Origin of the sequence: Zavarzinia sp. CC-PAN008, from assembly GCF_051903925.1 — a bacterium.
GTDB lineage: Bacteria > Pseudomonadota > Alphaproteobacteria > Zavarziniales > Zavarziniaceae.
Map to the genome: position 1 here is coordinate 1,459,973 of NZ_CP173678.1, position 25,051 is coordinate 1,485,023.

At 69.2% G+C, this 25,051-nt stretch carries 17 protein-coding genes; 4 read left to right on the forward strand and 13 right to left on the reverse strand.

All coding sequences use genetic code 11. The annotated features are described in order from the left end of the window. Nucleotides 1-119 precede the first annotated feature (119 nt). The gene (locus ACI6GS_RS06935) at nt 120-1,562 is read left to right on the forward strand and encodes an NAD(P)-dependent oxidoreductase (RefSeq protein ID WP_439817053.1); all 1,443 of its coding nucleotides are present in this window, start codon (nt 120-122) and stop codon (nt 1,560-1,562) included. A 23-nt stretch (nt 1,563-1,585) separates the two neighbouring features. Continuing rightward, nucleotides 1,586-6,163: a glutamate synthase large subunit gene (gene gltB, locus ACI6GS_RS06940; protein ID WP_439817054.1), complete on the forward strand. Its 4,578-nt coding sequence runs from the start codon at nt 1,586-1,588 to the stop codon at nt 6,161-6,163. A gap of 115 nt (nt 6,164-6,278) precedes the next feature. On the opposite strand, the gene ACI6GS_RS06945 is transcribed toward gltB, so the two are convergent. From ACI6GS_RS06945 to ACI6GS_RS06960, 4 genes are all read right to left on the reverse strand, one after another. Continuing rightward, nucleotides 6,279-8,462 carry a putative bifunctional diguanylate cyclase/phosphodiesterase gene (locus tag ACI6GS_RS06945; RefSeq protein WP_439817055.1) on the reverse strand — a complete coding sequence of 728 codons (2,184 nt, stop codon included), beginning with the start codon at nt 8,460-8,462 and terminating at the stop codon, nt 6,279-6,281. Between the two features lie 252 nt (nt 8,463-8,714). Further along, nucleotides 8,715-9,314 carry a superoxide dismutase gene (locus ACI6GS_RS06950; protein WP_439817056.1) on the reverse strand — a complete coding sequence of 200 codons (600 nt, stop codon included), beginning with the start codon at nt 9,312-9,314 and terminating at the stop codon, nt 8,715-8,717. Between the two features lie 209 nt (nt 9,315-9,523). Then, nucleotides 9,524-10,165: a redoxin domain-containing protein gene (locus ACI6GS_RS06955; protein WP_439817057.1), complete on the reverse strand. Its 642-nt coding sequence runs from the start codon at nt 10,163-10,165 to the stop codon at nt 9,524-9,526. A 55-nt stretch (nt 10,166-10,220) separates the two neighbouring features. After that, complete coding sequence (locus tag ACI6GS_RS06960; RefSeq protein WP_439817058.1) at nt 10,221-12,422, reverse strand: protein-disulfide reductase DsbD family protein; 2,202 nt, start codon at nt 12,420-12,422, stop codon at nt 10,221-10,223. Between the two features lie 196 nt (nt 12,423-12,618). Here ACI6GS_RS06960 and ACI6GS_RS06965 point away from each other — a divergent pair, with 196 nt between their 5' ends. Both ACI6GS_RS06965 and ACI6GS_RS06970 read left to right on the forward strand, forming a co-directional pair. Further along, the gene (locus ACI6GS_RS06965; RefSeq protein ID WP_439817059.1) at nt 12,619-13,716 is read left to right on the forward strand and encodes a methyl-accepting chemotaxis protein; all 1,098 of its coding nucleotides are present in this window, start codon (nt 12,619-12,621) and stop codon (nt 13,714-13,716) included. 107 nt (nt 13,717-13,823) lie between these two features. Further along, on the forward strand, nt 13,824-15,545 hold the full coding sequence (locus tag ACI6GS_RS06970; RefSeq protein ID WP_439817060.1) for a diguanylate cyclase: 1,722 nt from the start codon (nt 13,824-13,826) through the stop codon (nt 15,543-15,545). A 15-nt stretch (nt 15,546-15,560) separates the two neighbouring features. On the opposite strand, the gene ACI6GS_RS06975 is transcribed toward ACI6GS_RS06970, so the two are convergent. From ACI6GS_RS06975 to ACI6GS_RS07015, 9 genes are all read right to left on the reverse strand, one after another. Next, nucleotides 15,561-16,187 (reverse strand): Uma2 family endonuclease, encoded by a 627-nt coding sequence (locus tag ACI6GS_RS06975; RefSeq protein WP_439817061.1) that lies wholly within the window; start codon nt 16,185-16,187, stop codon nt 15,561-15,563. A 23-nt stretch (nt 16,188-16,210) separates the two neighbouring features. After that, nucleotides 16,211-18,013, reverse strand: coding sequence for a translation elongation factor 4 (lepA, locus tag ACI6GS_RS06980; RefSeq protein ID WP_439817062.1), 1,803 nt, complete (start codon nt 18,011-18,013; stop codon nt 16,211-16,213). Next, nucleotides 18,010-20,412, reverse strand: coding sequence for a phenylalanine--tRNA ligase subunit beta (gene pheT, locus ACI6GS_RS06985; protein ID WP_439817063.1), 2,403 nt, complete (start codon nt 20,410-20,412; stop codon nt 18,010-18,012). Before pheT ends, lepA begins: the two co-directional genes overlap by 4 nt. Next, complete coding sequence (gene pheS / locus ACI6GS_RS06990) at nt 20,409-21,485, reverse strand: phenylalanine--tRNA ligase subunit alpha (RefSeq protein ID WP_439817064.1); 1,077 nt, start codon at nt 21,483-21,485, stop codon at nt 20,409-20,411. The genes pheT and pheS overlap by 4 nt, the downstream gene beginning before the upstream one ends. Before the next feature lie 77 nt (nt 21,486-21,562). After that, nucleotides 21,563-21,943: a 50S ribosomal protein L20 gene (gene rplT / locus ACI6GS_RS06995; RefSeq protein ID WP_439817065.1), complete on the reverse strand. Its 381-nt coding sequence runs from the start codon at nt 21,941-21,943 to the stop codon at nt 21,563-21,565. Nucleotides 21,944-21,961: 18 nt separating this feature from the next. Then, on the reverse strand, nt 21,962-22,162 hold the full coding sequence (gene rpmI / locus ACI6GS_RS07000) for a 50S ribosomal protein L35 (RefSeq protein ID WP_439817066.1): 201 nt from the start codon (nt 22,160-22,162) through the stop codon (nt 21,962-21,964). Between the two features lie 182 nt (nt 22,163-22,344). Beyond that, complete coding sequence (gene ypfJ / locus ACI6GS_RS07005) at nt 22,345-23,199, reverse strand: KPN_02809 family neutral zinc metallopeptidase (protein WP_439817067.1); 855 nt, start codon at nt 23,197-23,199, stop codon at nt 22,345-22,347. A gap of 105 nt (nt 23,200-23,304) precedes the next feature. Beyond that, the gene (locus ACI6GS_RS07010) at nt 23,305-23,754 is read right to left on the reverse strand and encodes a hypothetical protein (RefSeq protein ID WP_439817068.1); all 450 of its coding nucleotides are present in this window, start codon (nt 23,752-23,754) and stop codon (nt 23,305-23,307) included. Nucleotides 23,755-23,798: 44 nt separating this feature from the next. Then, the gene (locus ACI6GS_RS07015) at nt 23,799-25,049 is read right to left on the reverse strand and encodes a DUF2336 domain-containing protein (protein WP_439817069.1); all 1,251 of its coding nucleotides are present in this window, start codon (nt 25,047-25,049) and stop codon (nt 23,799-23,801) included. Between the last annotated feature and the right edge of the window lie 2 nt (nt 25,050-25,051).

Genomic DNA, 25,051 nt, shown 5'->3' on the forward strand with positions numbered 1-25,051 from the left:
GTCTGGCGACGGCACTGCTCATGCGGTCCCGCGTGGACCCATGCGGGGCAGCGGGCGGGTGTCCAACAGGTCTGTTACGCGCCAGTACCGGGGCAGGGCCACAAGCAGAGGAAGCGGCCATGGCTGAAACGCGCATGCTGAAGTTCGTCTCCGTGCCGCAGAAGCGGCCGGCGAAGCGTGCCGCCGACGAGCGCACCCACGACTTCGACGAGATCTATCGCGAGTTCGTGCCCGCGGCGGCGGCGGAACAGGCCGGGCGCTGCTCGCAGTGCGGCGTGCCGTTCTGCCAGGTCCATTGCCCGCTCCAGAACAACATCCCCGACTGGCTGAAGCTGACCGCCGAAGGCCGCCTGCAGGAGGCGTACGAGGTCAGCCAGGCGACCAACAATATGCCCGAGGTGTGCGGCCGCATCTGCCCGCAGGATCGCCTGTGCGAAGGCAATTGCGTGATCGAGAAGGGCTTCGACAGCGTCACCATCGGATCGGTCGAAAAATACCTGACCGACACGGCGTGGGAGCAGGGCTGGGTGCGGCCCCTGGTGCCCCGGCGCGCACTGGACCAGTCGGTGGGCATCGTCGGCGCGGGGCCGGCCGGCCTGGCCGCGGCGGAGCAGCTGCGCCTGCAGGGGTACAAGGTCCATGTCTATGACCGCTATGACCGGCTGGGCGGCCTGCTGATCTATGGCATTCCCGGCTTCAAGCTGGAAAAGGACGTGGTCCTGCGCCGTACCCAGCGGCTGGCCGAGGGGGGCGTCGTCTTCCACACCGATTGCGAGATCGGCCGCACCATCGCGTTCGAGGAACTGCGCGCGCGCCACGATGCCGTGCTGATCGCGACGGGCGTCTACAAGGCGCGCGACATCCAGGCGCCGGGGGCGGGCCTGGGCAACATCGTGCCGGCCATGACCTATCTCACCGCGTCCAACCGGACGGGCCTGGGCGACACGGTGCCGGAATACGAGTCCGGCGAATTGAACGCGGCGGGCAAGAACGTCGTCGTGATCGGCGGTGGCGACACGGCCATGGACTGCGTCCGCACCGCGATCCGGCAGGGGGCCAAGTCGGTCCGCTGCCTCTATCGCCGCGACAAGGAGAACATGCCGGGGTCGCTGCGCGAGGTCTCCCACGCCGAGGAGGAGGGGGTCGAGTTCGTGTGGCTGTCGAACCCCCAGGCATTCAAGGGCGACGGGGTCGTCACCGGCGTGATGGCGCAGAAGATGCGCCTGGGCCTGCGCGACAGCGCCGGGCGGCAGACGCCGGAGCCGGTCGAGGACGGCACCTTCACGCTGGAGGCCGACCTGGTCATCAAGGCGCTGGGCTTCGACCCCGAGGACCTGCCCGCGATGTTCGAGGAGCCGGCCCTGACCGTGACCCGCTGGGGCACGCTGAAGGTCGATCCGCGCTCGATGATGACCGGGCTGGAGGGGGTGTTTGCCGCCGGCGACATCGTGCGCGGGGCAAGCCTGGTGGTCTGGGCCATCCGTGACGGCCGCGACGTGGCGGAGCAGTTGCACAAGTACCTGTCGGTTCGCGCCGACGCGCGCCTGGCCAAGGCGTCGTGACCCATCCTGGAAGGAGCATTGCCATGAGCCATGACCAAAGCCATGCCGTCCAGGGGGCCAGCCTGACCACCGATGGCGAGACGGGCGCCGAATTCGTCGCCCATTGGCAGCGCGAGACGCAACGCCTGGCGGCGACGGGGATGTACGACCCGGAGTTCGAGAAGGACAGCTGCGGCGTCGGCCTGGTCGCCGCGATCGACGGCAAGCCCCGGCGCGAGGTCGTGGTCGCGGGCATCGACGCGCTGAAGGCCGTGTGGCATCGCGGTGCCGTCGACGCCGACGGCAAGACCGGCGACGGCGCGGGCATCCATGTCGAAATCCCGCAAGGCTTCTTCCGCGACCATATCCGCGCAAGCGGGCACGAGCCGGGCGAAGGCTCGATCGCGGTCGGCACCGTCTTCCTCCCGCGCACCGATTTCGCCGCCCAGGAAGCCTGCCGCACGATCGTCGAGTCCGAGATCGTCGAGTTCGGCCTGAACATCTATGGCTGGCGCCAAGTGCCCGTCGACGTCAGCGTGATCGGCGAGAAGGCCAACGCGACGCGGCCCGAGATCGAGCAGATCATGATCGCCCACCCCGAGGGGCTGAGCGACGACGATTTCGAGCGCAAGCTGTTCCTGATCCGCCGCCGGATTGAGAAGCGGGTGCTGGCCAACCACATAACCGATTTCTACATCTGCTCGCTGTCGTGCCGCTCGGTCATCTACAAGGGGATGTTCCTGGCGGAGGCGCTGTCGGTCTTCTATCCCGACCTGATGGACGAACGCTTCGTCTCGTCGTTCGCGATCTTCCACCAGCGCTATTCGACCAACACCTTCCCCACCTGGCGCCTGGCCCAGCCGTTCCGCATGCTGGCCCACAATGGTGAGATCAACACCATCAAGGGCAACGAGAACTGGATGAAGAGCCACGAGATCCGCATGGTCTCGGAGGCGTTCGGCGAGCATGGCGAGGACATCAAGCCGGTGATCCAGGCGGGCTCGTCCGACTCGGCCGCCCTCGATGCCGTGTTCGAGGTGCTTGTGCGGGCCGGCCGCTCGGCGCCGCTGGCCAAGACGCTGCTGGTGCCCGAAGCCTGGTCCAAGAAGTCGACCGTGCCCCAGGCGTGGCAGGCGATGTACGCCTATGGCAATTCGGTGATGGAGCCGTGGGACGGGCCGGCGGGCCTGGCCATGACCGACGGCCGCTGGATCGTCGCCGGCCTGGACCGCAACGGGCTGCGCCCCTTGCGCTATACGATGACGCGCGACGGCCTGCTGTTCGTCGGCTCCGAAACGGGCATGGTGCCGATCCCTGAGCACAACGTGGTCGAGAAGGGCCGCCTGGGCCCCGGGCAGATGATCGCCGTCGACCTGCGCGAGGGGCGCTTCTACCACGACCGCGAGCTGAAGGATCAACTGGCGGCGGAACACCCCTATGAGGACTGGTGCAGCTCCATCGTCTCGCTCGATGACCTGATTACGGGACCGGAACCGGCCGAGGTTCATGCCGGGGGCGAGGACCTGCGCCGCCGGCAGCTGGCCACCGGCCTGACGCTGGAGGACCTGGAGCTGATCCTGCAGCCGATGGTGGAGGACGCGAAGGAGGCCGTCGGCTCGATGGGCGACGATGCGCCGCTTGCCGTGCTGTCCGACATCTATCGCCCGGTCCACCATTACTTCCGGCAGAACTTCAGCCAGGTCACCAACCCGCCGATCGACAGCCTGCGCGAGCATCGCGTGATGTCGCTGAAGACGCGGTTCGGCAACCTGAAGAACGTCCTGGCCCAGGATTCCAGCCAGGCCAATGTCCTGGTGCTGGAAAGCCCGATCGTCACGAGTGGCGAGCTGGCCCGCATGCGCAAGGTCATGGGCGCTGCCGTGGCCGAGATCGACTGCACCTTTGCGGTGGGTCAGCCGGGCGCGCTGAAGGCGGCCCTGGACCGGGTCCGGCGCGAGGCGGAGGACGCCGTGCGCCAGGGCTTTGGCCATCTGATCCTGACGGACGAGCGGATCACGCGCGACCGCGCGGCGATCCCCATGGTGCTGGGCCTGGGCGCCGTGCACAGCCACCTGGTCGGCCAGGGCCTGCGCACCTTCACCTCGCTCAACGTGCGCTCGGCCGAGAGCATGGACACGCATTCGATCGCGGTGCTGATCGGCTGCGGTGCCACCACGGTCAATGCCTACCTGGCCGAGGCCTGCATCGTCGACCGCCAGCGCCGGGGCCTGTTCGGCACGATGGCGGTCGAGGAGTGCCTGGCCCGCTTCAAGGAGGCGATCAACCAGGGCCTGCTCAAGATCATGAGCAAGATGGGCATCTCGGTCATCAGCTCCTATCGCGGCGGCTATAATTTCGAGGCGGTGGGCCTCAGCCGGGCGCTGGTGACCAGCCTGTTCCCCGGCATGGTCAGCCGCATTTCTGGCATCGGGCTTGCCGGCATCGAGAAGGAGGTCGTGGCCCTGCATGCCCGCGCCTTCGATCCCGACGTGGCTCCGCTGCCGGTGGGTGGCCTGTACCGCTATCGCCGCTCGGGCGAGAACCATGCGTTCGAAGGGCCGCTGATCCACCAGCTGCAGTCGGCCGTCGCGAACGACAGCTACTACCAGTACCGGAAGTATGCCCAGGCCGTGCATGCCAAGGCGCCGGTGGCGCTGCGCGACCTGCTGGACTTCCGTGCCCCGCGCAAGCCGGTGCCGCTGGAAGAGGTCGAATCGATCACCTCGATCCGCAAGCGCTTCATGACGCCCAGCATGAGCCTGGGCGCGCTTTCGGCAGAAGCGCACGAGACGCTGACCATCGCCATGAACCGCATCGGTGCCAAGTCGGCCAGCGGCGAAGGTGGCGAGGGGGCGGAGCGGTTCGTGCCGCGCGCGAACGGCGACAATGCCAATTCGCCGATCAAGCAGATCGCATCCGGCCGCTTCGGCGTCACGATCGAGTACCTGAACAACGGGCGCGAGATCGAGATCAAGGTCGCCCAAGGGGCGAAGCCCGGCGAGGGTGGCCAGCTGCCCGGCTTCAAGGTGACGCCGGAGATCGCCCGGCTGCGCCATGCGACGCCCGGCGTCATGCTGATCTCGCCGCCGCCGCACCACGACATCTACTCGATCGAGGATCTGGCCCAGCTGATCTACGACCTGAAGCAGGTGAACCCTGAGGCCGAGGTCTGCGTCAAGCTGGTCTCGTCCTCCGGGATCGGCACGATCGCGGCGGGTGTGGCCAAGGCCAAGGCCGACGTCATCACGATCAGCGGCCATGTCGGCGGCACCGGCGCCAGCCCGCAGACCAGCATCAAGTATGCCGGCATGCCCTGGGAAATGGGCCTGACCGAGGTCAACCAGGTCCTGACGATCAACCGCCTGCGTCACCGGGTGAAGCTGCGCGCCGATGGCGGCCTGAAGACGGGCCGCGACATCGTCATGGCCGCCCTGATGGGGGCGGAGGAGTTCGGCGTCGGCACGGCCAGCCTGGTCGCCATGGGCTGCATCATGGTCCGGCAGTGCCATTCCAACACCTGCCCGGTCGGCATCTGCACCCAGGACGAGAAGCTGCGCGCCAAGTTCGAGGGCACGCCGGAAAAGGTCGTGAACCTGTTCAGCTTCATCGCCGAGGAGGTGCGGGAGATCCTGGCCTCTCTGGGCGCGCGGACGCTGGAGGAGGTGATCGGCCGCACCGACCTGCTGGTGCAGGTCAGCCGCGGCGCCTCGCACCTCGACGACCTGGACCTCAACCCGCTGCTGGCGGTGGCGGACCCGGGGCCGAACCCGCGCGTCTGCACGCGCACGAGCCGCAATCCCGTGCCGGACACGCTGGACGCCCAGATGGTGCACGACGCGGCGGCGGTGTTCGACCGCGGCGAGAAGATGCAGCTGACCTATACGATCCGGAACACGCAGCGCGCGATCGGCACCCGCCTGTCGTCGCACATCGTGCGCCGCTTCGGCATGACGGGCCTGGCACCGGGGCACCTGACGGTGCGCCTGCGCGGCTCCGCCGGCCAGTCGCTGGGCGCCTTTGGCGTGCAGGGTCTGGCGCTGGAAGTGATTGGCGATGCCAACGACTATGTGGGCAAGGGCCTGTCCGGCGCCCTGATCACCGTGCGGCCGCCGACGTCGAGCCCGTTCGTCGCCAGCGAGAACACGATCGTGGGCAATACTGTGCTCTATGGCGCCACGGCCGGCCGCCTGTTCGCGGCGGGTCAGGCGGGCGAGCGCTTCGCCGTGCGCAATTCTGGCGCCACGGCGGTGCTCGAAGGCTGCGGCTCCAATGGCTGCGAGTACATGACGGGCGGCACCGTCGTGATGCTGGGCCGGGTTGGCGACAATTTCGGCGCCGGCATGACGGGCGGCATGGCGTTCGTCTATGACCCCGGCCAGGACTTCGAGATCCGCGTGAACCCGGATTCGGTGGTCTGGCAGCGGATCGACGCGGCGCATTGGGAAGGCGTGCTGAAGGCCCTGGTCGAGGAGCACGTCCAGCGCACGGGGTCGGTCCTGGGCGAGCGCATGCTGGCCAACTGGGAGCGGGAGGTGCAGGCCTTCTGGCAGGTCGTGCCCAAGGAGATGCTGAGCCGCATCGCCCACCCGTTGAGCGACCGGCCAGCCCTGAAGCGCGCCTGAGCGCGAGCCGGGGCCGGCAGGACTGGCCCCGGCCTGAAAGGCGTGTGCGATGCACGGGAATGCATCAGTTCCCGTGCCGCTCCGTCATCATCCCCGAGGATGCGCGCGCGACCGCTCAACCGGTCGCGAGGGCGACGATCGTGGGCTCGGTCTGGTCGAGCGGGCCCGGGGAGGCCGCGGCGCTGTCGCGCTGGGCCAGCAGCAGCCGCTCCAGGTCGGCCAGGGGCATGGGCCGCGCCAGCAGGAAACCTTGAAGCTCGTCGCAGCCTTCGGCCCGCAGGACGTCCATCTGCAGCGGCGTCTCGATCCCCTCTGCCGTGACCGCCATGCCCAGGGCGGAGGCCAAGCGGATGATGGTCTGGACGATCGTGCGGGCTTCGCCCTCGGGCTTGATCTCCTTCACGAAGCGGCGGTCGATCTTCAGCCGGTCGAAGCGGAAATCCATCAGGTAGCCGAGCGAGGAGAAGCCTGTGCCGAAATCGTCCAGTGCGATACGGACGCCAAGCGCCTTGATCTCGTGCAGGCTGTCCTTGGCGCCGCCATAGTACTCGAACAGGACGCTTTCGGTCAGTTCCAGCTCCAGGCGGGCCGCGGGCAGACTGGTGCGCTGCAGCACCCGCGCCACCAGGTCGGCGGCCCCCGACTTCTGGAACTGCATGGGCGACATGTTCACGGCGACCGTCAGGTCGGGCCATGACACCAGGTCCAGGCACGCCGTCTCCAGCACCCAATGGCCCAGGTCGTGGATCAGGCCCGTGCGCTCCGCCAGTGGGATGAACCGCGCGGGCGAGACGGCCCCCAGCGTGGGGTGGGTCCAGCGGACCAGCGTCTCAACCCCCGTCACGGCGAGCGTGCGCGCGTCGTAGCGCGGCTGGTAGACCAGGGAGAACTCGTTGCGGGCCAGCGCGCCGCGCAAGTCGGCTTCAAGCTTCTGCTGAAGTGTCGCCTCCTCGCCCAGGCCATGGTCATAGGCGCGGATGCGGGTGCCCTCGGCCCGGGCGGCGTGCATCGCCATGTCCGCGCATTGCAGCAGCCGCTCTGCCGTGCGGATGGCGCCATCGGCCCGGGCCAGCCCCACGGTCACGCCGACATGGGCCTCGATCCCATCGACGTCCAGCGGCTGCTCCAGCGCCTCTACAAGGCGGCGGGCCAGGGCCTCCATGGCCTCGGCCGGGGCGGCGGGCAGCAGGACGGCGAAGTCGTCCTGGCCGGTCCGGGCCACCAGGGCATCGGCCCCCACGACCTGGCGGATACGGTCAGCCGCGCGGCGCAGCAGGCCGTCGCCCACGACATGTCCGAACACATCGCTGATCAGCTTCACCCGGTCCAGTCCCAGCAGCAGGAGGGCCGAGCGTTCCTCTGCCAGGGTCAGGCGCTTGGTCGCCTCGATCTCGAACCCCTGGCCGTTGAGCTCCAGGGTCACGGGGTCGAGCGCCGACTTCTCGCGCATATCGGCATAGGCGCGCGTCAGCCGCCGGCTCCACCCGTCGACCAGGCGGGCGGTGTGGCGGGCATTGCGCAGCAGCAGCACCATCAGGATGCCCAGGAAGGCAAAGCCGCCGAGTAGCCAGGGCAGCACGAAGCGGACCATTTCCTGGCCGGGCCTGGCCGGCGTCCAGCACAGGTCGCCCAGGGCGGCGCCTGCGGGGTCGCGCAGGGGCAGGCCGCTGGTGCCGCTGCGGCAGGTGCCCGGCGGCGCCAGGCGCATATCGCTGAGCAGCATCGTGCGCCCCAGCGCCGCCAGTGCGGCGTCGTCCAGCCGGCTGCCGAACACCAGCACCGGCTGTGGGCCTGGCTGAAGCGGAATGGTGGGATCGGCGGCCGGGCTCACGACCTCCGCCGCGATCAGCAGGGGCGGCTCGCCGGGGAGAGGCGCCAGCAGCATGGGGGGCCTGATGCCGTCGGCCGTGTCGCGCGCCTGGTGCGCCAGGTCCCGCAGCGTCTCGCGCAGCGGCGCGGGCAGGGCACCCATGACCAGGACGCCGTCGGTCAGGGCATAGCGTGCATCATCGTCCGCGCCGACCACCGCCACCAGGTTGAAGCCCAGGTCGGAATGCAGCGTCGGGCCCATGTTCTCGCGCTGATAGGCCCAGTCCAGGTCGACCTGGGGCAGGACATGGCGGTAGGCATCGCCCCAGGCGGCATAGTCGTGCAGGGAGCGCTGCAGATGGGCGCGATGCGCATCCAGCGCGCGCTCAGCCAGGGCGCGGGACTGAAGCTCGGCGGCGGCGTCCTGCTCGGCTGCGATCTGGAACAGCAGGACGACGGCCATAACGACGGTCGCGGCGACCAGGGCCACGATCCAAGGGGTAAGGCACCGCCCCACCCAATCGGAAACGGCCTTGTCGTCTGCTGCGGGGGTGATCATTCGCCTCGTCACGCCAGATGGCTGCCGCCATTGCGGGCGACATGCAGGCATCCTAGGCGGCGGGCGTAAACAAGGCGTAAGCAGAACGTTCGGTCTAGCGACCTATATGCATGCTGACGGCGTGGTACTGGCTGGACCGCGCCGAACCGGGGAATGGCCCCGTTCCGGCGCGGCATCGCGCGATCAGAGGCGCGATTCGGCCAGTTCGTAATTCGCCAGGGTGTCCAGGAAGTTCTGGGTGTAGTCCGGACGGCGATTGCGGAAGTCGATGTAGTAGGCGTGCTCCCACACGTCGAAGGTCAGCAGGATCTTGCCCTCGCCCGTCGAGATGGGGCTGGCCGCGTTCGGGGTCTTGGTGACCTTCAGCTTGCCATCCGGCGCCAGGACCAGCCAGGCCCAGCCGGAGCCGAACTGCGTGGTGGCGGCAGTCTTGAACGCATCCTTGAACTGCGCGACCGAGCCGAAATCCTCGACCAGCTTCTTCTCGAGCTTGCCAGGAATGGCGCCGCCCTTGGGCGACAGGCTGTGCCAGAACTCGGTATGGTTGATGACCTGCCCGGCATTGTTGAAGACGGGCGTCAGGTCGGCCTTGTCCTTGCTGAGCAGGACCAGTTCCTCAAGCGACTTGCCCTTCAGCGCGTCGTTCTTTTCGACCAGGCCGTTCAGCGCGGTCACATAGGCCTGGTGATGCTTGCCATGATGGTACTCGAAGGTCTCCTGGCTCATCCCCTTGGCGGCGAGGTCGGCAGGATTGAACGGCAGCGGCGGAAGTTCGAAGGCCATGCGAGGGCTCCTTTGGCGTTCGCGACGATTGCGGCCCGGCCTTGCGCCCCGACGCGCCACCCGGCCCGTGGGCCAGGCAGCCGTTGCGCGCAACCGTCGGGAAAGGGCGGGCCGAACCGAAATGCGGCGCCACGATACAGAGCGGCGCCGCATCACCCAACCCCTAAAAGGCCAGGGGCACAAGGGTTCCGCGGCGCCGCCCGTGCCGGTCAGGACTGGTACTTGATCGTGCAGCCATAGGGGCGGGTGATCGCCTCCGCGACCGGGCGACCGGCGGCCAGGTCGTCCAGGGCCGCGCGGACGTGGTTGCGGGCCCCGTCCAGGCTGGCCGGGTCTGCCTGGGGCTTGTCGTCGATGCCGCCCATGAACACCAGCGTGCCTGTGCCATCGATGATGTACATGTGCGGCGTGACCTGCGCGCCATAGGCCTTGCCCATCGCGCCGTCCGGGTCCAGGACGACGGCGGTGGGGGCGGCGCTGCGGCTGGCGGTCAGGTCGTCGGCCTTGGCCGGCTCGACAAAGCCCTGGGTGCCGGGCGCCGACGAGATGACCGTGAGCCACACCACGCCGGCGCCGGTGGCGTCGCGCTGGACGGACTGCATGTTGCCGGAATTGTAGTGCTTCTGGACATAGGGGCAGCCGTCATTGGTCCATTCCAGGACCACCGTCTTGCCCTTGAACTCGTCCAGGGTGCGGGTCGCGCCCTTGGTATCCAGCACCTGGAAGGCTGGCGCCGGTGCCCCGATCGTGGGCGCCGCCAGGGCGGGGGATGTTGCGGAATTCAGTCCGTAGCCAATGCCCAGCGCCAGGGCGAGGGCGCCGATGCCGGCCAGGAAGTGGCGTCGCGTCATGTCCGTGGTCCTTGGAGTTTCGGGGCTCTGTGCGTGTACGTGCGCGACGCCGGATTCAGTTCAGCCGGGCCACCGCCTCGGCCACGATATCGGGCGTCAGGATCTGGGGCAGAACTTCGGGCTGGCGGCCGGAGCCGGGCTTCGGGAACAGGACATACAGGGGCACGCCGCTGCGGCCGAAGCGTTCCAGGAACGCGGTGATCTGCGGATCCTGCCGTGTCCAGTCGCCCTTCAGGTAGGTGATGCCCGCGCGCGCGAAGTCGTCGCGCACGGCCTCCCCCGAAAGGGCCACGCGCTCGTTCACCAGGCAGGTGATGCACCAGGCGGCCGTCATGTTGACGAAGACGGGCGTGCCCTGGGCCTGCAACGCACCCAGCCGGTCGGCGGAATAGGCCTCGTGCACCGGCCCGCTGCCGCTGGCGCCGGGCAGCGCGGCGCTGGCCGGGGCCGGGCCCAGCGTGCTGCCGCCCAGGACGGCCAGCGCGATCGCGCCGGCCAGCGCCGCAATGCCCACGCCACGCCCGACCAGGCCCCACCCGCCGGACGCGGCCACCCGCCCCCACAGCCACAGGCCCAGGGCGATCAGCAGGGCGCCGACCAGCACGACGGCGACGGCGTCCGGCCCCGCCTGCTGGGCCAGGACCCAGACCAGCCAGATTGCCGTCGCGTACATGGGAAAGGCCAGCAGCTGGCGCAGCGTCGTCATCCATGGCCCCGGCCGCGGCAGGCGCCGCGCCAGGCCCGGCATCAGGCTGAGCAGCAGGTAGGGCAGTGCCAGGCCCAGGCCCAGCGCCAGGAACACCGCCAGTGCCACGGCCCAGCCTTGCGTCATGGCAAAGCCGATCGCCGCTCCCATGAAGGGCGCCGTGCAGGGCGTTGCCACCACGACCGCCAGCGCGCCGGTGAAGAAGGCGCCGGCATGGCCCGAGCGTTCGGCCAGGCCCTGGCCCACGCCCTGCAGGCGGCCGCCCAGTTCGAACACACCGGTCAGGTTCAGGCCCAGCGCGAACATCAGGTAGGCCAGCAGGGTGACGACCAGCGGCGATTGCAGCTGGAAGCCCCAGCCCACCGCCGCCCCCGCGGCCTTGACCGCGATCAGCAGGCCCGCCAGGGCGGCGAAGGTGACCAGCACGCCCGCGGTGAAAACCAGGCCATGCACGCGCAGGTGCGCCGGCCTGTGGGCCTGCTCGACGAAGCCCAGCGCCTTCATCCACAGGATGGGAAACACGCACGGCATCAGGTTCAGGATCAGGCCGCCCAACAGCGCCCAGAGCAGCGCCTGGCCCAGGCCGATGCCGTCGGCGGCGGGAGTGGTCGTCTGGGTCAGGCCAGCACTCCCGCCCTGCACCGGCGCTGGCGGCGTCGTTGAGGCGCCTGCCGCGGCATCCGGCCGTGGCGCCGCATAGGCTGCCGCGACCGCGAAGCCGTCGGTGCGGGGTCCATCCGCCGTGTCCTGCGTGACCACCAGCAGGCCGCGCACCGGCTCGGCCCGGGTCGCCAGCATCGTCCCGGCCTGGACCTCCAGCCGCAGGTCCTGGCCCGATGCCGCGAAGCGCTGGGGTGCCGCGTGCTCCAGGATCCCATAGGACTCGGGGAAGAACCAGATATCGGAAATGCGGCCCGCCGCCTGGGCCGTCGCCAGTTCGGGGACCGCGACATCGAGCACCAGCGTGCCGTCGGCAAGGCTGGCGCGGGCGCTACCGGGAAGGGGCCGGGCCTGGGCCGCCAGCGCCTTCTCGAAGCCGATCCAGTGCGCGGCATTGGTGCCGCCCGCCGCCGCCGCCACGGGAAGATCGAGGGTGAAGCGTCCTTCCTCAGGCACGCAGATCTCGGCGCAGACCAGCCAGGTCGCCTCCAGCCCCAGGCTCACGGTGCTGGCCGGCGCGGCGTCGGCGGGCACCGTCAGCGCCACGGGCATGGTCACCTCATGCTCGTAGCCATAGGACATCAGCGGGCCATAGGGGATCCGCTTGGGATTGGGCCAGGCAATCTCGTCCGCCGTGAAGCCGGGCGGAAGCGTCCAGGTCAGGCGCGGCGGCTCGCCCGCGTCGCCCGGGTTGGACCAGTAGGTGTGCCAGCCCGGGATCAGCTTGAAGCGCAGCCCCAGCCATTGTGTCTGGCCGGGCACCAGGGCCATGTCGCGCGCGACAAGTTCTGCCTCGACGTGCTCGGTCTTGACCACATTCGCCGATGCCGGCACCTGGCCGCCCACGGCCAGCAGGACGATCAGCGCCAGGATGGTCAGGACGTTACGCACACGGGCCCCCTTCCGCGCGGCCGGGGCTGCGCGTCTGCGCTAAACCTAGTGCACCCGCTCGACAGATCAACCCTGGGCCGCCGGGCGGCCGATCGTGAGTGCACAAACGTTTTCACGCTTTCTTCACCGTGGCACCTGGACCATCCCGGCGACATGACCGGAGAGCCAGTCTGATGCCGAAGCCAGGGGACCGGCGATGAGCGCTGTCACACGTCCGCGTGCCACCCAGGACGCCCCGCCGCAGGCGGAGGGCGAGGCCGCGCCCGAGCGCATCGTCGCCCTGGCCGGCGACATTACCGAGGCCGCGGGCACGAACCTGCGCAGCATCCGGCAGATCACCAGCCGCACCCGCATCCTGGCACTCAATGCGTCGATCGAGGCGGCGCGGGCGGGCGATGCCGGCCGCGGCTTCGCCGTCGTCGCCCAGGAAGTGCGCCATGTCAGTTCCGAGGTCGAGAGCCTGAGCGGCAACCTGCAGAAGGTTCTGGACGAGCGGCTCGCCCTGCTCCAGTCGCTGGGGCGCCGCATGGCGGACGAGGTCCGCGGCCAGCGCCTGGTCGACCTGGCCCTGAACGCGATCGAGATCATCGACAGGAACCTGTACGAGCGCACCTGCGACGTCCGCTGGTGGGCGACCGATGCGGCGGTCATCGCCTGTGCCGGCGATCCCACGCCCGCAGCCTGTGCCCATGCGGCGCAGCGCCTGGGCGTCATCCTGAACGCCTATACCGTCTATCTGGACCTGTGGATCGCCGATGCCACCGGGCGGGTGATCGCCCATGGCAGGCCGCAACGCTATCCGGGCGTCACGGGTGCCACCGTCGCGCAGGAGGCCTGGTTCACCCGGGCGATGCAGACCGCCTCGGGCGACGATTATGCCTGCAGCGACATCACCCGTTGCGCCCTGCTGGGCGGCCAGCCCGTCGCGACCTATGCCGCTGCGATCCGTGAAGGGGGCGAGGCGCGGGGGCGCATCCTGGGCGTGCTCGGCATTCATTTCGACTGGGGCAGCCAGTCCCAGGCGGTGGTCGACGGCGTGCGCCTGGCCCCGGACGAGCGTGACCGCTCGCGCGTGCTGCTGGTCGACGCGGACGGGCTGGTGCTGGCGGCGTCCGACGGCACGGGCGTGTTGGAGCAGCGCCTGCGCCTGCCCGGGACCGTGTCCGGCTATGGGCGGGACGCGTCGGGCGCCATGGTCGGTCATCATCGAACGCCCGGCTACGAGACCTATCGCGGGCTGGGCTGGTCCGGCGTCATCGTCCAGGCGCCGCCCGGGCAACGGCCGAAGCGCTAGCCGGGTGCACGTCTTTTTCCTGCACGCGTTCCAACACCTGGCGTCGAATTTTCCCCGGTGCGCCGGCCATTCTGGTAAAGCAAGGGCAGTCCACAAATGGTCCGGCGATGACAAGCGGCAATGGTATTCCGCGCGTCCTTCTGATCGTCCTGGCCTGTGCTGCCCTGGTAGCCAACAGCACGATCCTGTACGCAAGCCTGCAAAGCCTGATCGAGACGACCAACCGCGTGAAGCATTCGCTCGCCGTGAAGGGCGAGCTGGCGCGCATGGTGGTCGAGATGTCGAACGCGGAGTCGAGCCAGCGCGGCTATCTCCTCACCGCCGATATCCGCTATCTGGAGCCCTATTACAGCGCGTCCAACATCATCCGCTCCAAGGTGGAGCGGCTGCGGGAGCTGGTGTCGGACAACCCGGACCAGATCCGCCACGTCGACCAGATCGAGCGGATCACGGCCGCCAAGTTCGCCGAGATGGCCGAGACGGTCCTGCTGCAGAGTTCGGGCAACGGCACGGCCGCGGGCGAACTGGTCCGGCAGAACAAGGGCAAGGAGATCGCCGCCGCCTTCCACGACGCCATCGCGATGATGGAGCGGGCCGAGGGTACGCTGCTGGAGGAGCGCGAGGCCGAGGCCGCCCTGGCCCGCAACGCCGCCTTCGTCACCTTTGGCGGCTTCGTCGCGACGACCGTGGTGCTGCTCGCCGTCCTGGCCTTCCTGGGGCGGCGGGAAATCGTGCGCAAGGCCCAGGCCGCGACCGAGCACGAAACCCTGGCCCGGGAACTGCGCGAGCAGTCCGAACGCCTGCGCCGCGAGCGCAACGAGGTGGCGCAGCTGAACGAGGCCAGCAATTTCCTGCAGAGCTGCGACGACATGGACGAGATCTCCAGCGTCCTGGGCCCGTTCCTGGTGCGCCTGTTCCCCGATGCCGCCGGTGCAATCCACGTCACCGCGCCATCGCGCAACCGCCTGGACCTGGTCGCGGCGTGGGGCGGCGGGGCCTACCCTGCGCACTTCACGGCGCCCGCCTGCTGGGGCCTGCGGCGCGGCCAGGTCCATGCCCGCGGGGCGGACGATGTCAGCCCGGCCTGCGATCACCTGCCCCCCGACCACGCGGACTGCTGGTCCCTCTGCATCCCGCTTGTGGCGCAAGGCGAAACCCTGGGCCTGTTGTCGCTGGGCCATCACCAGGCGCCGGACGGACGCCAGGAATGGCGCGAGCTGCGCCGCCTGGCCGAGATGGTGGCCCGCCAGATCGGCCTGACCCTGTCGAACATCCGCCTGCGCGAAAGCCTGCGCAACCAGTCGATCCGCGATCCCATGACCAAGGCGTTCAACCGCCGCCACCTGGAAGCGGTGTTCGAGAAGGAACTGGCCAAGGCCCGGCGCTTCGACCGCCCGCTCAGCGTCGCCATGCTCGATATCGACCATTTCAAGCGCTACAACGACGCCCATGGCCACCAGGCGGGCGACGCCGCCCTGATCGCCGTCACCCAGCACATCCAGGCCAATATCCGGGAGACGGACTGGCTGTTCCGCTATGGCGGGGAGGAGTTCCTGCTGCTGTTCAGCGAGACGGATTCAGCGACCGCCGCCGAACGCCTGGACCAGTTGCGGCAATCGGTGTCGGAACTCGGCATCGCGCTCGAGGGCATTGCGCTGCCCCATGTGACGGTGTCCTGCGGCGTTGCCGGCCTCAAAGAACAGGGTCAGGGGTTCGAGGACCTGGTCGCTGCCGCAGATCAGGCGCTCTATGCCGCCAAGAAGGCCGGCCGCAACCAGGTCGTCCGCGCGCCGGACGCCGCCACGCCCCCGGCGCGCATCGCCTCCTGAGTGGGAGGGGAGCGGTCAGGGCGTGCCGATTGTGTCGGCTGCCCCTTCGTTCGGCGGATCGTCGGGCGCATCGTCCGGGGTCAGGTCGATGTCGCGATAGATGTCGCCCAGACCCAGGGTGATGCCCTGGACGTCCAGGCGGAGCGCCGCGTCAGGCCCAATCAGGTCTTCGACATGCCAGCCCGTCCCGTCCCGCCGCCAGTGCTCGGCCAGGATCTCGACAGACGAGAGGAGGACGATGTCGCTGACGGTTGGGAGGGTGCGATAGGCCCGCAGTTTCAGGGACCGATCATGGTCCTGAGTGGACGGCGAAAGGACCTCGATGATGATGCGGGGCTCCGTCAGGAACACCGCGTTCGGGCTTGATGGGGCGCAAGTCACTGCCGCATCGGCAACAAGGAATGTATCGCGGATGCTGCGAACCCTGATGCCGGCTTCCCCAATGACCCGGCAGGGCCGCTTCAACTTGGCCCGAAGTTCACCGCCGACCGCAACGGCAAGCTGTCCATGAACCTCCCGCGCCGGAGCCATGGCAAGCGGTTCGCCCCGCACAAGCTCGTAGCGGGTATCGGTGCCGTCGTCCCAGGCCAGGAATTCCTCCAGGTCCATGCGGGGCGGCGGGGGCTGTCGGATCGCACCCATGGTGCGATCCTACCACGCGGGCGCTATTCGTCGCCCATCTTGAGGGCGGCGATGAAGGCTTCCTGCGGGATGTCGACATTGCCGACCGAGCGCATGCGCTTCTTGCCCGCCTTCTGCTTGTCCAGCAGCTTGCGCTTGCGGCTGGCGTCACCGCCATAGCACTTGGCCAGCACGTCCTTGCGCAGCGCCTTGACCGTCTCGCGCGCGATGACGCGCCCGCCGATCGCCGCCTGGATGGCGATCTGGAACATCTGGCGGGGGATCAGGTCCTTCAGCCGCTCGCACAGCTGGCGGCCGCGCATGTCGGCGCGGCTGCGGTGCACGACCATGGCCAGCGCGTCGACCGGATCCTGGTTGACCAGGATCGACATCCGCACCAGGTCGCCTTCCTCATAGTCCTCGACCGCGTAGTCGAAGCTGGCATAGCCGCGGCTGACCGACTTCAGCCGGTCATAGAAATCGAACACCACCTCGTTCAGCGGAAGGCGATAGACGACCATGGCGCGCGTGCCGGCATAGGTCAGTTCGACCTGGATGCCGCGCTTTTCCTCGCACAGCTTCAGGATCGAGCCCAGGTACGTGTCGGGGACGAAGATCGTCGCCTTGATCCACGGTTCCTCGATCCTGGCGATCTTGGTCGTGTCCGGCATGTCGGCCGGATTGTGCAACTCCTCCATCGTCCCATCCGTCATGTGGATGCGATAGACGACGGACGGGGCCGTGGTGATCAGGTCCAGGTTGAATTCGCGCTCCAGCCGCTCCTGGATGATCTCCAGGTGCAGCAACCCCAGGAAACCGCAGCGGAAGCCCAGCCCCAAGGCGGCGCTGGTCTCCATCTCGTACTGGAAGCTGGCATCGTTGAGGCGCAACTTGGCCAGGCTGTCGCGCAGTGTCTCGAACTCGGACGCGTCCGACGGGAACAGGCCGCAGAAGACGACGGGCACGCTGGGCTTGAAGCCGGGCAGCGGGCTTTCCGCCCCGCGTCGCTCATCGGTCAGGGTGTCGCCGACCTTGGTCTGCGCCACTTCCTTGATGGCCGCCGTGATGAAGCCCATTTCGCCCGGCCCCAGGCTGTCCACCGGCACCTTCTTGGGCTGGAACACGCCGACGCGCTCGACCGTCTGGACGGCGCCGTTCGACATCATCTTGATCTTCTGGCCCTTTGACAGGGTGCCGTCGAAGACGCGGACCAGGATGACGACGCCCAGGTAGGAATCGTACCAGCTGTCGACCAGCAAGGCGCGCAAGGGGTCCTTGGGATCGCCCTTGGGCGGCGGCAGGCGGGTGACGATCGCCTCCAGCACCTCGTCGATGCCGATGCCGGCCTTGGCCGAGATGGGCACGGCGTCCGAGGCGTCCAGGCCGATCACGTCCTCGATCTGCTGGCGCACGCGATCGGGCTCGGCCGCGGGCAGGTCGATCTTGTTGAGCACGGGCACGATCTCGTGCCCGGCATCGATCGCCTGGTACACGTTGGCCAGCGTCTGCGCCTCGACCCCCTGGCTGGCATCGACGACCAGGAGCGAGCCTTCGCACGCCGCCAGGCTGCGGCTGACCTCGTAACCGAAGTCGACATGGCCCGGCGTGTCCATCAGGTTCAGCGTATAGACCTCGCCGTCCTTGGCCTTGTAGTTCAGGCGCACGGTCTGCGCCTTGATCGTGATGCCGCGCTCCTTCTCGATGTCCATCGAGTCGAGCACCTGCTCGGTCATCTCGCGCGCGGTCAGCGCGCCGCAGCGCTCGATCAGGCGATCGGCCAGGGTCGACTTGCCATGGTCGATATGCGCGATGATCGAGAAGTTGCGGATTCGGGCCAGTTCGGTCATTGGGACCTCAAGGTGCCGCCCGTGGCCTTGGCCACGGCAGCGACGATGCGCGCGGAGACGGCCTCGATCTCGGCCTCGGTCAGGGTCGCGCTGCGCGGCTCCAGCCGGACGGCGATCGCCAGCGACTTGGTGCCGTCAGCCAGGCCCGGGCCGCGATAGACGTCGAATACCTGGGCGTCGGCGATCAACTGCTTGTCGGCACCCCGCACGGCGCGCAGCACCGCTTCGGCCGTCACCTCGTCCTTCAGGACAAAGGCGAAGTCGCGCTCCACTGCCTGGTAGTCGCTCAAGCCCAGTTCGGGCCGGGCCTTGCCCTTGGCCTTGGGGAACGGGATCGCGGCCAGGAAGACCTCGAACGCGACGACCGTCCCGCTGACGTCGAACGCCTTGGCCAGGCGGGGGTGCAGCTCGCCGAACTGCGCCAGCACCGTCTTCGGCCCCAGTTTCACCTGGCCGGAGCGGCCGGGATGATACCAGGAGGGCGCATCGGCCTGGACCTGCACCTGGCCCGCGGGCAGGCCCAGCTCCGCCAGGAGGGCCAGCACGTCAGCCTTGGCCGAGAACACGTCCAGCGGCTGGCCGGCCCCCTGCCAGTGGCGCTGCACCTGGGCGACGCGCAAGCCGCCGGCGACCGCTATCTGGTCCTCCGGCCGATCGCCCCGGTACAGGTGCGCCACCTCGAACAGGGCGATGTCGCGGTTGCCCCGCGCCTGGTTGCGCGCCGCCGCCGGGATCAGGGAGGCGAGCAGGCTGGGCCGCATCGTGTCGAGGTCGGCCGAGATCGGGTTGACCAGCACGACCGGGCTTGTCCCGGCGGCAAAGGGTGCGGCCTCCTGCGCGGAGACGAAGGAATAGCTCACCGCCTCAACCAGCCCGCGGGCGGCCAGCGCGCGCCGCGCCTGGCGCACGCGGCGCTGGGCTGGGGTCAGCGACGGCTGGATCTCCTGCGTGACGCGGGTCAGCGGGGTGGACGGGATTGCGGCAAAGCCATGGACGCGACCGATCTCCTCGACCAGGTCGGCCTCGCCCACCACGTCGCGGCGCCAGGACGGGACCGCCACGCGCCACACCGCCTCGTCGCGCATGGCATGGAAGCCAAGGTCGGCCAGGATGCGGGCCATCGTGCCGTGAGACAGGTCGAACCCCATCATTTCCGCGAACCGCTCGGGCCGGAACGTCTGGATGCGGGTGGCCCTTGGCACCTCGCCCGCGACCACGACGTCGCTGGGCGTGCCCCCACACAGGTCCAGGATCATGCGCGTGGCAAGTTCGATCCCTGGCCCGGCCGAGGCCGGATCGACGCCTCGCTCGAAGCGGTAGCGAGCATCCGAGGACAGGTTGAGCCGCCGACCGCCAGTCGCGATCAGGACGGGGTCGAACAGCGCGGATTCGACCAACACGTCGACCGTGGCCTCATCCACGCCCGTCGTCTCGCCGCCCATGATGCCGCCGATCGAGACTGGTCCCGTGTCGTCGCAGATGACGACCGTATCGGGGCCCAGCGCATGCTCCTTGCCGTCCAGGCCGAGCACGACATCGCCCTCGCGCCCCAGGCGCAGGCGCAGATCGCCCTTGAGCTTGGCTGCGTCGAAGACGTGCAGCGGCCGCCCGCGGTCAAACGTCATGAAGTTGGTGATGTCGACCAGGGTCGAGATCGGGCGCAGGCCGATGGCGCGCAGGCGGCGCTGCAGCCAATCGGGGCTGGGGCCGTTCTTCACCCCCCGGATCATGCGCCCGACGAACAGCGGGCAGGCAGCCTTGGCATCGTCGGGGAAGTCGAGGTGCACGCCGACTGGACAGGGAAAGCTGCCGGGAACGGCCTCCGCCGCGCGGTCGCGCACGGTGCCCAGGCCGCCGGCAGCCAGATCGCGGGCCAGGCCCGTGACACCCAGGCAGTCGGGACGGTTGGCCAGGACCTTCACGTCGAAGACGGGATCGTCCAGGCCCATCACCTGCGCGAACGGCGTGCCGATGGGGGCGTCCGTCTCCAGGTCGATGATGCCGTCATGTTCCTCCGACAGGCCCATCTCCCGCTCGGAGACAAGCATGCCGTTGGACTCCACGCCGCGGATCACGCCCGGCTTCAGGACCGCGCCGGTGCCGGGGATCAGGCTGCCGGAGGGGGCAAAGACGGCGGTCATGCCGGTCCGCGCATTGGGTGCGCCGCAGACGACCTGGACCTCGCCCTGGCCGGCATCGACGCGGCAAACGCGCAGGCGGTCGGCGTTCGGGTGGGGCACCGCCTCGATCACCTTCGCCACGACGAAGGGGCGCAGCGCCGCGGCGCGATCCTCGATCCCCTCGACCTCCAGGCCCAGGTCGGTCAGGCGCTCGGTCACCTGCGCCAGGCTGGCGTCGGTGTCGAGGTGTTCCTTGAGCCAGGCAAGCGTCGTCTTCATCGCGACAGCCCCTGCGCCAGAGTGGGGACGTCAAGGCACGAGAAGCCGTAATGGCGCAGCCAGCGCAGGTCAGAGGCGAAGAACGCGCGCAGGTCGGGCGCGCCATACTTCAGCATCGCGATGCGGTCGATGCCCATGCCAAAGGCAAAGCCCTGCCATTCGTCGGGGTCGAGATTGCAGGCGCGGAGCACATTGGGATGGACCATGCCGCAGCCCATGATCTCCAGCCAGTCGCTGCCTTCGCCGATCCTGATGGTCCCGCCGGAGCGGTCGCAGCCGATGTCGACCTCTGCCGATGGCTCGGTGAAGGGGAAGTAGCTGGGGCGGAAGCGCATGGTGACGCGCGGCACCTCGAAGAAGGTGCGGGCGAAATGCTCGATGGCACCCTTCAGATGGCCCATGTGGATGGCGCGGTCGATCACCAGCGCTTCGACCTGGTGGAACATCGGCGTGTGCGTCTGGTCGCTGTCCAGGCGGAAGGTGCGGCCCGGGCAGATGACACGGTGCGGGGGCGGGCCCGCCAGCATGGTGCGGATCTGCACGGGCGAGGTGTGGGTCCGCAGCACCATCTGCGTCCCGTCCGCCCGCGCGGGCAGGTAGAACGTGTCGTGCATCTGCCGTGCCGGATGTTCCGGCGGCATGTTCAGGGCCGTGAAGTTGTAGAAGTCTTCCTCGATGTCCGGGCCTTCGGCGACCGCGAAGCCCATGTCGGCAAAGATCTCGGTGATCTCGTCGATAACCTGGGACACCGGGTGGATGCGCCCGGCCTGGGCGGGATGCGGCGCCAGGGTGACGTCGATCCGCTCGGCGGCAAGCTTCGCCTCCAGCGCCACTTCGGCGAGCGCCGTGCGACGCGCGGCGATGGCGTCGGCCAGGGCGTCCTTGGCTGCGTTCAGCCGGGCGCCGACCGCCTTGCGGGTATCGGGATCAAGAGCACCGAGCGTCTTCATCCGCTCGGTCAGGGTGCCCTTCTTGCCAAGGGCGGCAACGCGAAGGCGCTCAAGCGCTTCCAGATCCGCAGCGGCTGCGACAGCCGCCGTCAGATCGCGTTCCAACTCTACCAGATCGTCCATGCCTGCACCGGAAAGCTCGAAAGGGACCGGGACCTACTGACCCGGCCCCCCGGCCCCGACAAAGGCAGGAAGAGCCGTCAGACGGCCGCTGCGACACCGTTGGCGGGGGAGACGTCGCGCGCCTTCTCCGCCAGCTTCGCAAAGGCCTCCGGCTCGCGGACGGCGATATCGGCCAGGACCTTGCGGTCGACCTCGATCCCCGCCAGGCGGAGGCCGGAGATAAATCGACCATAGGTCAGGCCGTGCAGGCGCACGGCGGCGTTGATGCGCTGGATCCACAGGGCGCGGAAGTCGCGCTTCCTGTTGCGGCGGTCGCGATAGGCGTATTGCAGCCCCTTCTCGACCTTCTCAATCGCAACGCGAAAGGCATTGTTGCCCCGGCCACGATAGCCGGAAGCAAGCTTCAGGACCTTCTTGTGCCGGGCATGGGCGGTGACGCCCCTCTTAACGCGGGCCATTTATCGTCCAGCCTTCAATCAATCGTTGGGCAGGAAGAACTTCTTGACGTTCTCCCCGTCGGCCTTGAACAGGATCATCGAACCACGCTGGTTGCGAATGAACTTGTTCGACCGCTTCAGCATGCCGTGGCGCTTGCCCGCCTGGAGGCTCTTGACCCGTCCAGAGGCGGTCAGCGAAAAGCGCTTCTTGGCGCCGGAGTGCGTCTTCATCTTGGGCATAGGCTACCTTTCCCGCAAGGACGGGCCCCAGCGGCGACAGAGGGCGCGTGATAGCAAACGCCGCGCGCCCGCGCAAGCTTCGGCATGGGGCAGCAACCCTGGTCTGTCGTGACTCTGCGGGGTGAGCGATGCAGGCCGGCCACGCCCGCGGGACCTGGGCCCAGGTCCCACGGGCCAGGGCGCTAGAGCCGCGCCGCGCCGAAGGTGTCGCAGGCGCCGACGGTGCCCTGCTCGAAGCCGCGGCGGAACCAGCGCACGCGCTGCTCGGACGTGCCATGGGTGAAGGCGTCGGGCACGACCGTGCCCTGGCCCCGGCGCTGCAGCGTGTCGTCGCCGATGGCCGAGGCCGCCCCCAGGGCCTCCTCGATGTCGCCGGGCTCGATCACGCCGCGCGAGCGGTCGGCGGTGCGCGCCCAGATGCCGGCGAAGCAGTCGGCCTGAAGCTCGACCCGGACGGAGAAGCCCTCGGCACCCTGGTCGGGCAGGCCGCTGCGCGCCTGCGCCTGGCGCCCGCTGAGGCCCAGCAGGGTCTGCACGTGGTGGCCCACCTCGTGCGCGATCACATAGGCCTGGGCAAAGTCGCCGGGCGCACCGAAGCGCTGCGACAGCTCGCCAAAGAAATCGAGGTCGAGATAGACCTGCTGGTCGGCCGGGCAATAGAACGGCCCCACGGCGCTGTCGGCCAGGCCGCAGGCCGACTGGACGGCGCCGGTGAACAGCACCATGCGCGGTTCTGCATATTGCCGCCCGTTCTGGGAGAAGATGCCGTTCCAGGTGTCCTCGGTATCGGCCAGGACGACGGAGACGAAGCGCTTGGCCTCCTCCTGCCCCGGCGGGACCTGCCCCTGGGTCTGGCTGACCTGCCCGCCACCGCCGGTCAGGTCCATGAGCAGCGCCGGGTCAACACCCAGGTAGAGGCCGATCAGCAGGATCGCGATGCCGCCGATGCCGCCACCCATCAGGCCGCCGCCCCGCGTCACGCGGATGCCGCGACGATCCTCGACATTGCTGCTTTCGCGTCGCCCCGACCAGCGCATGGCACCCCCCGATGTGCGCGGGCGGTCACGCGCCGCCCCACGTCATCAGAACACAGGTCGCGGCCGATCGTGCCCGCCGGCGCGCAAGGTCCGCGCGGTCGCGGGTCAGTGGGTCGCGGGGACGGGGTAGCCGTGCGTCTCGGTATAGGACGCCTGGACCGCGGCGCTGCGGCAGACAGCCCAGGTCGAGCGGTTGAGGCTGGCCAGGTTGGTGTCGCGCTGGCCGGCCTCGGGCACGCGGCCGCCGGTATTGGTACGGAAGAACACCATCAGGCGATGGTGCATCTGCTTGCACACGCTGGCGCAGCCGGTATCGCCCGACTGCGTGCAGGCGGCCTGCAGGTCGCGGATGCTGAGCGCCGTCGCGTGGGCGTCGGCGAAGTCGGGCTCGGCCGGTGCGGGGATCGGCGCCGTGACGGCCGCCGAATGCCCGCCGCCATGCTCCGCGTCGCCCGAGGCCCGGGCAGGGGCCGAAGGTGCCAGCGCGACCAGGCCCAGGGCCAGGGCCAGGGCCGCCACGACCGCCATCGCACCCATTCTCACATGCCGCAGCATCGCGCCCATCCTTCGACCCACATCGCGCGCAAGTCTAGCCGTGCTCACGTGCCGGTGAAATAGCCAAGGAGCCACGTCATCTCGTCGTCGTTCATCGGATAGTGGATGCCGTTGCGGGCATTCAACACATTCTGGTGCGTGATGCCGGCCATCTGCTGCAGGCGGCGGGCGGTGCGCATCGGCAGTCCCGCCTTCCAGGCGAGGGCGGTGACCGCCTTCGGCGTGCGACTGGCCATGATGTCGCGCACCACGCGGGTGCCAAGGGTCGAGCGCAGGCCCAGCGCCGCGAAGGCAAGTTCCTTCTGCCCCAGGTCGATCATGTCGCCCACCGCCTTCTCGTCCAGGCGGCCTTCCGCGTGCAGCGCGCGCACCCGGGCCTCGGCCGCGTCGGGGGTCAGTTCCTCGACCGGTGCCACCTCCTTGGCGACGCGCGTGCGGACCTTGCGGCTGAGTTCGGCGGCGGTGTCGTTGTCCAGGTCGTGCGTCTCCATCAGCGCGTTGACCAGGGACGACGCGACGAAGCCCGCGATGCGCCGGATCGCGCGGACCGAAAGTTCGGGGCGCAGGACCAGCGGCTCGTGCCAGTCCTCGATCGAGTGGGCTCGCTCGACGATGGCGTCCAGCGTCGCCTCGCGGATCTGGGCGGACGGATTCGCCAGCAGCGAGGCGACGGCCGGAATGTCGAGGGTCGCCACGACCGCGTCGGAGACGTCTGGCCCGACATTGTGGCGCCGGGCGATGGCCTGGAGCACGCCGCTGACCTTGCCCGTCGCGATGATCTCGAGCAGGTCCTGGTCGCTGAGCAGGGGCGAGTACTCGACGATCGGCGCCGCCACGATCTCGTCCAGGTCGCGGGCCAGGCGCTGGATGATGTGCACCGGCACGGCCTTCGCGTGCTTCAGTTCCTCGGCCAGGATCTGCCGCACCTGGGGCAGGTGGTCGCGGGCCAGCACCTCCAGCACCTCGATCGTGCGGTCGCGCAGGCGGGACTGTTCCTCCTCCGGCAGGTCGGGCACCAGGCGGGCGATCTTGCGCGCCAGTTCGCAGCGCACGGAATCGTCGTCGTCGTCGGCCAGGGCGCGATTGGCCTGGATCGGCGTGCCGGGGTTGGCGGCGATGCGCCGCCGCACGTCGGGATCGGGATCGTCGGCCAGATAGTACAGGATCTCTGGCTGCGTATCGGCGCGGCCGGCCAGCAGGCGCCGGTCGGTCATGGTGCCGGCGGCGACCAGGTCGCGCGCCTCCTCATAGGGGATCGGCTTCTCGGCGCGGCCGCCGGTCAGCAGCCTCAGCATGC

Bases quoted from the DNA above. Each gene is read 5' to 3' on its own strand.
- ACI6GS_RS06955 (WP_439817057.1), bottom strand. From the start codon at position 10,165: ATGACGCGACGCCACTTCCTGGCCGGCATCGGCGCCCTCGCCCTGGCG.
- ypfJ (WP_439817067.1), bottom strand. From the start codon at position 23,199: ATGCGCTGGTCGGGGCGACGCGAAAGCAGCAATGTCGAGGATCGTCGC.
- ACI6GS_RS07010 (WP_439817068.1), bottom strand. From the start codon at position 23,754: ATGCTGCGGCATGTGAGAATGGGTGCGATGGCGGTCGTGGCGGCCCTG.
- ACI6GS_RS06975 (WP_439817061.1), bottom strand. From the start codon at position 16,187: ATGGGTGCGATCCGACAGCCCCCGCCGCCCCGCATGGACCTGGAGGAA.
- ACI6GS_RS06965 (WP_439817059.1), top strand. From the start codon at position 12,619: ATGAGCGCTGTCACACGTCCGCGTGCCACCCAGGACGCCCCGCCGCAG.
- rpmI (WP_439817066.1), bottom strand. From the start codon at position 22,162: ATGCCCAAGATGAAGACGCACTCCGGCGCCAAGAAGCGCTTTTCGCTG.
- ACI6GS_RS07015 (WP_439817069.1), bottom strand. From the start codon at position 25,049: ATGCTGAGGCTGCTGACCGGCGGCCGCGCCGAGAAGCCGATCCCCTAT.
- lepA (WP_439817062.1), bottom strand. From the start codon at position 18,013: ATGACCGAACTGGCCCGAATCCGCAACTTCTCGATCATCGCGCATATC.
- rplT (WP_439817065.1), bottom strand. From the start codon at position 21,943: ATGGCCCGCGTTAAGAGGGGCGTCACCGCCCATGCCCGGCACAAGAAG.
- ACI6GS_RS06935 (WP_439817053.1), top strand. From the start codon at position 120: ATGGCTGAAACGCGCATGCTGAAGTTCGTCTCCGTGCCGCAGAAGCGG.
- ACI6GS_RS06970 (WP_439817060.1), top strand. From the start codon at position 13,824: ATGACAAGCGGCAATGGTATTCCGCGCGTCCTTCTGATCGTCCTGGCC.
- ACI6GS_RS06950 (WP_439817056.1), bottom strand. From the start codon at position 9,314: ATGGCCTTCGAACTTCCGCCGCTGCCGTTCAATCCTGCCGACCTCGCC.
- gltB (WP_439817054.1), top strand. From the start codon at position 1,586: ATGAGCCATGACCAAAGCCATGCCGTCCAGGGGGCCAGCCTGACCACC.
- pheT (WP_439817063.1), bottom strand. From the start codon at position 20,412: ATGAAGACGACGCTTGCCTGGCTCAAGGAACACCTCGACACCGACGCC.
- pheS (WP_439817064.1), bottom strand. From the start codon at position 21,485: ATGGACGATCTGGTAGAGTTGGAACGCGATCTGACGGCGGCTGTCGCA.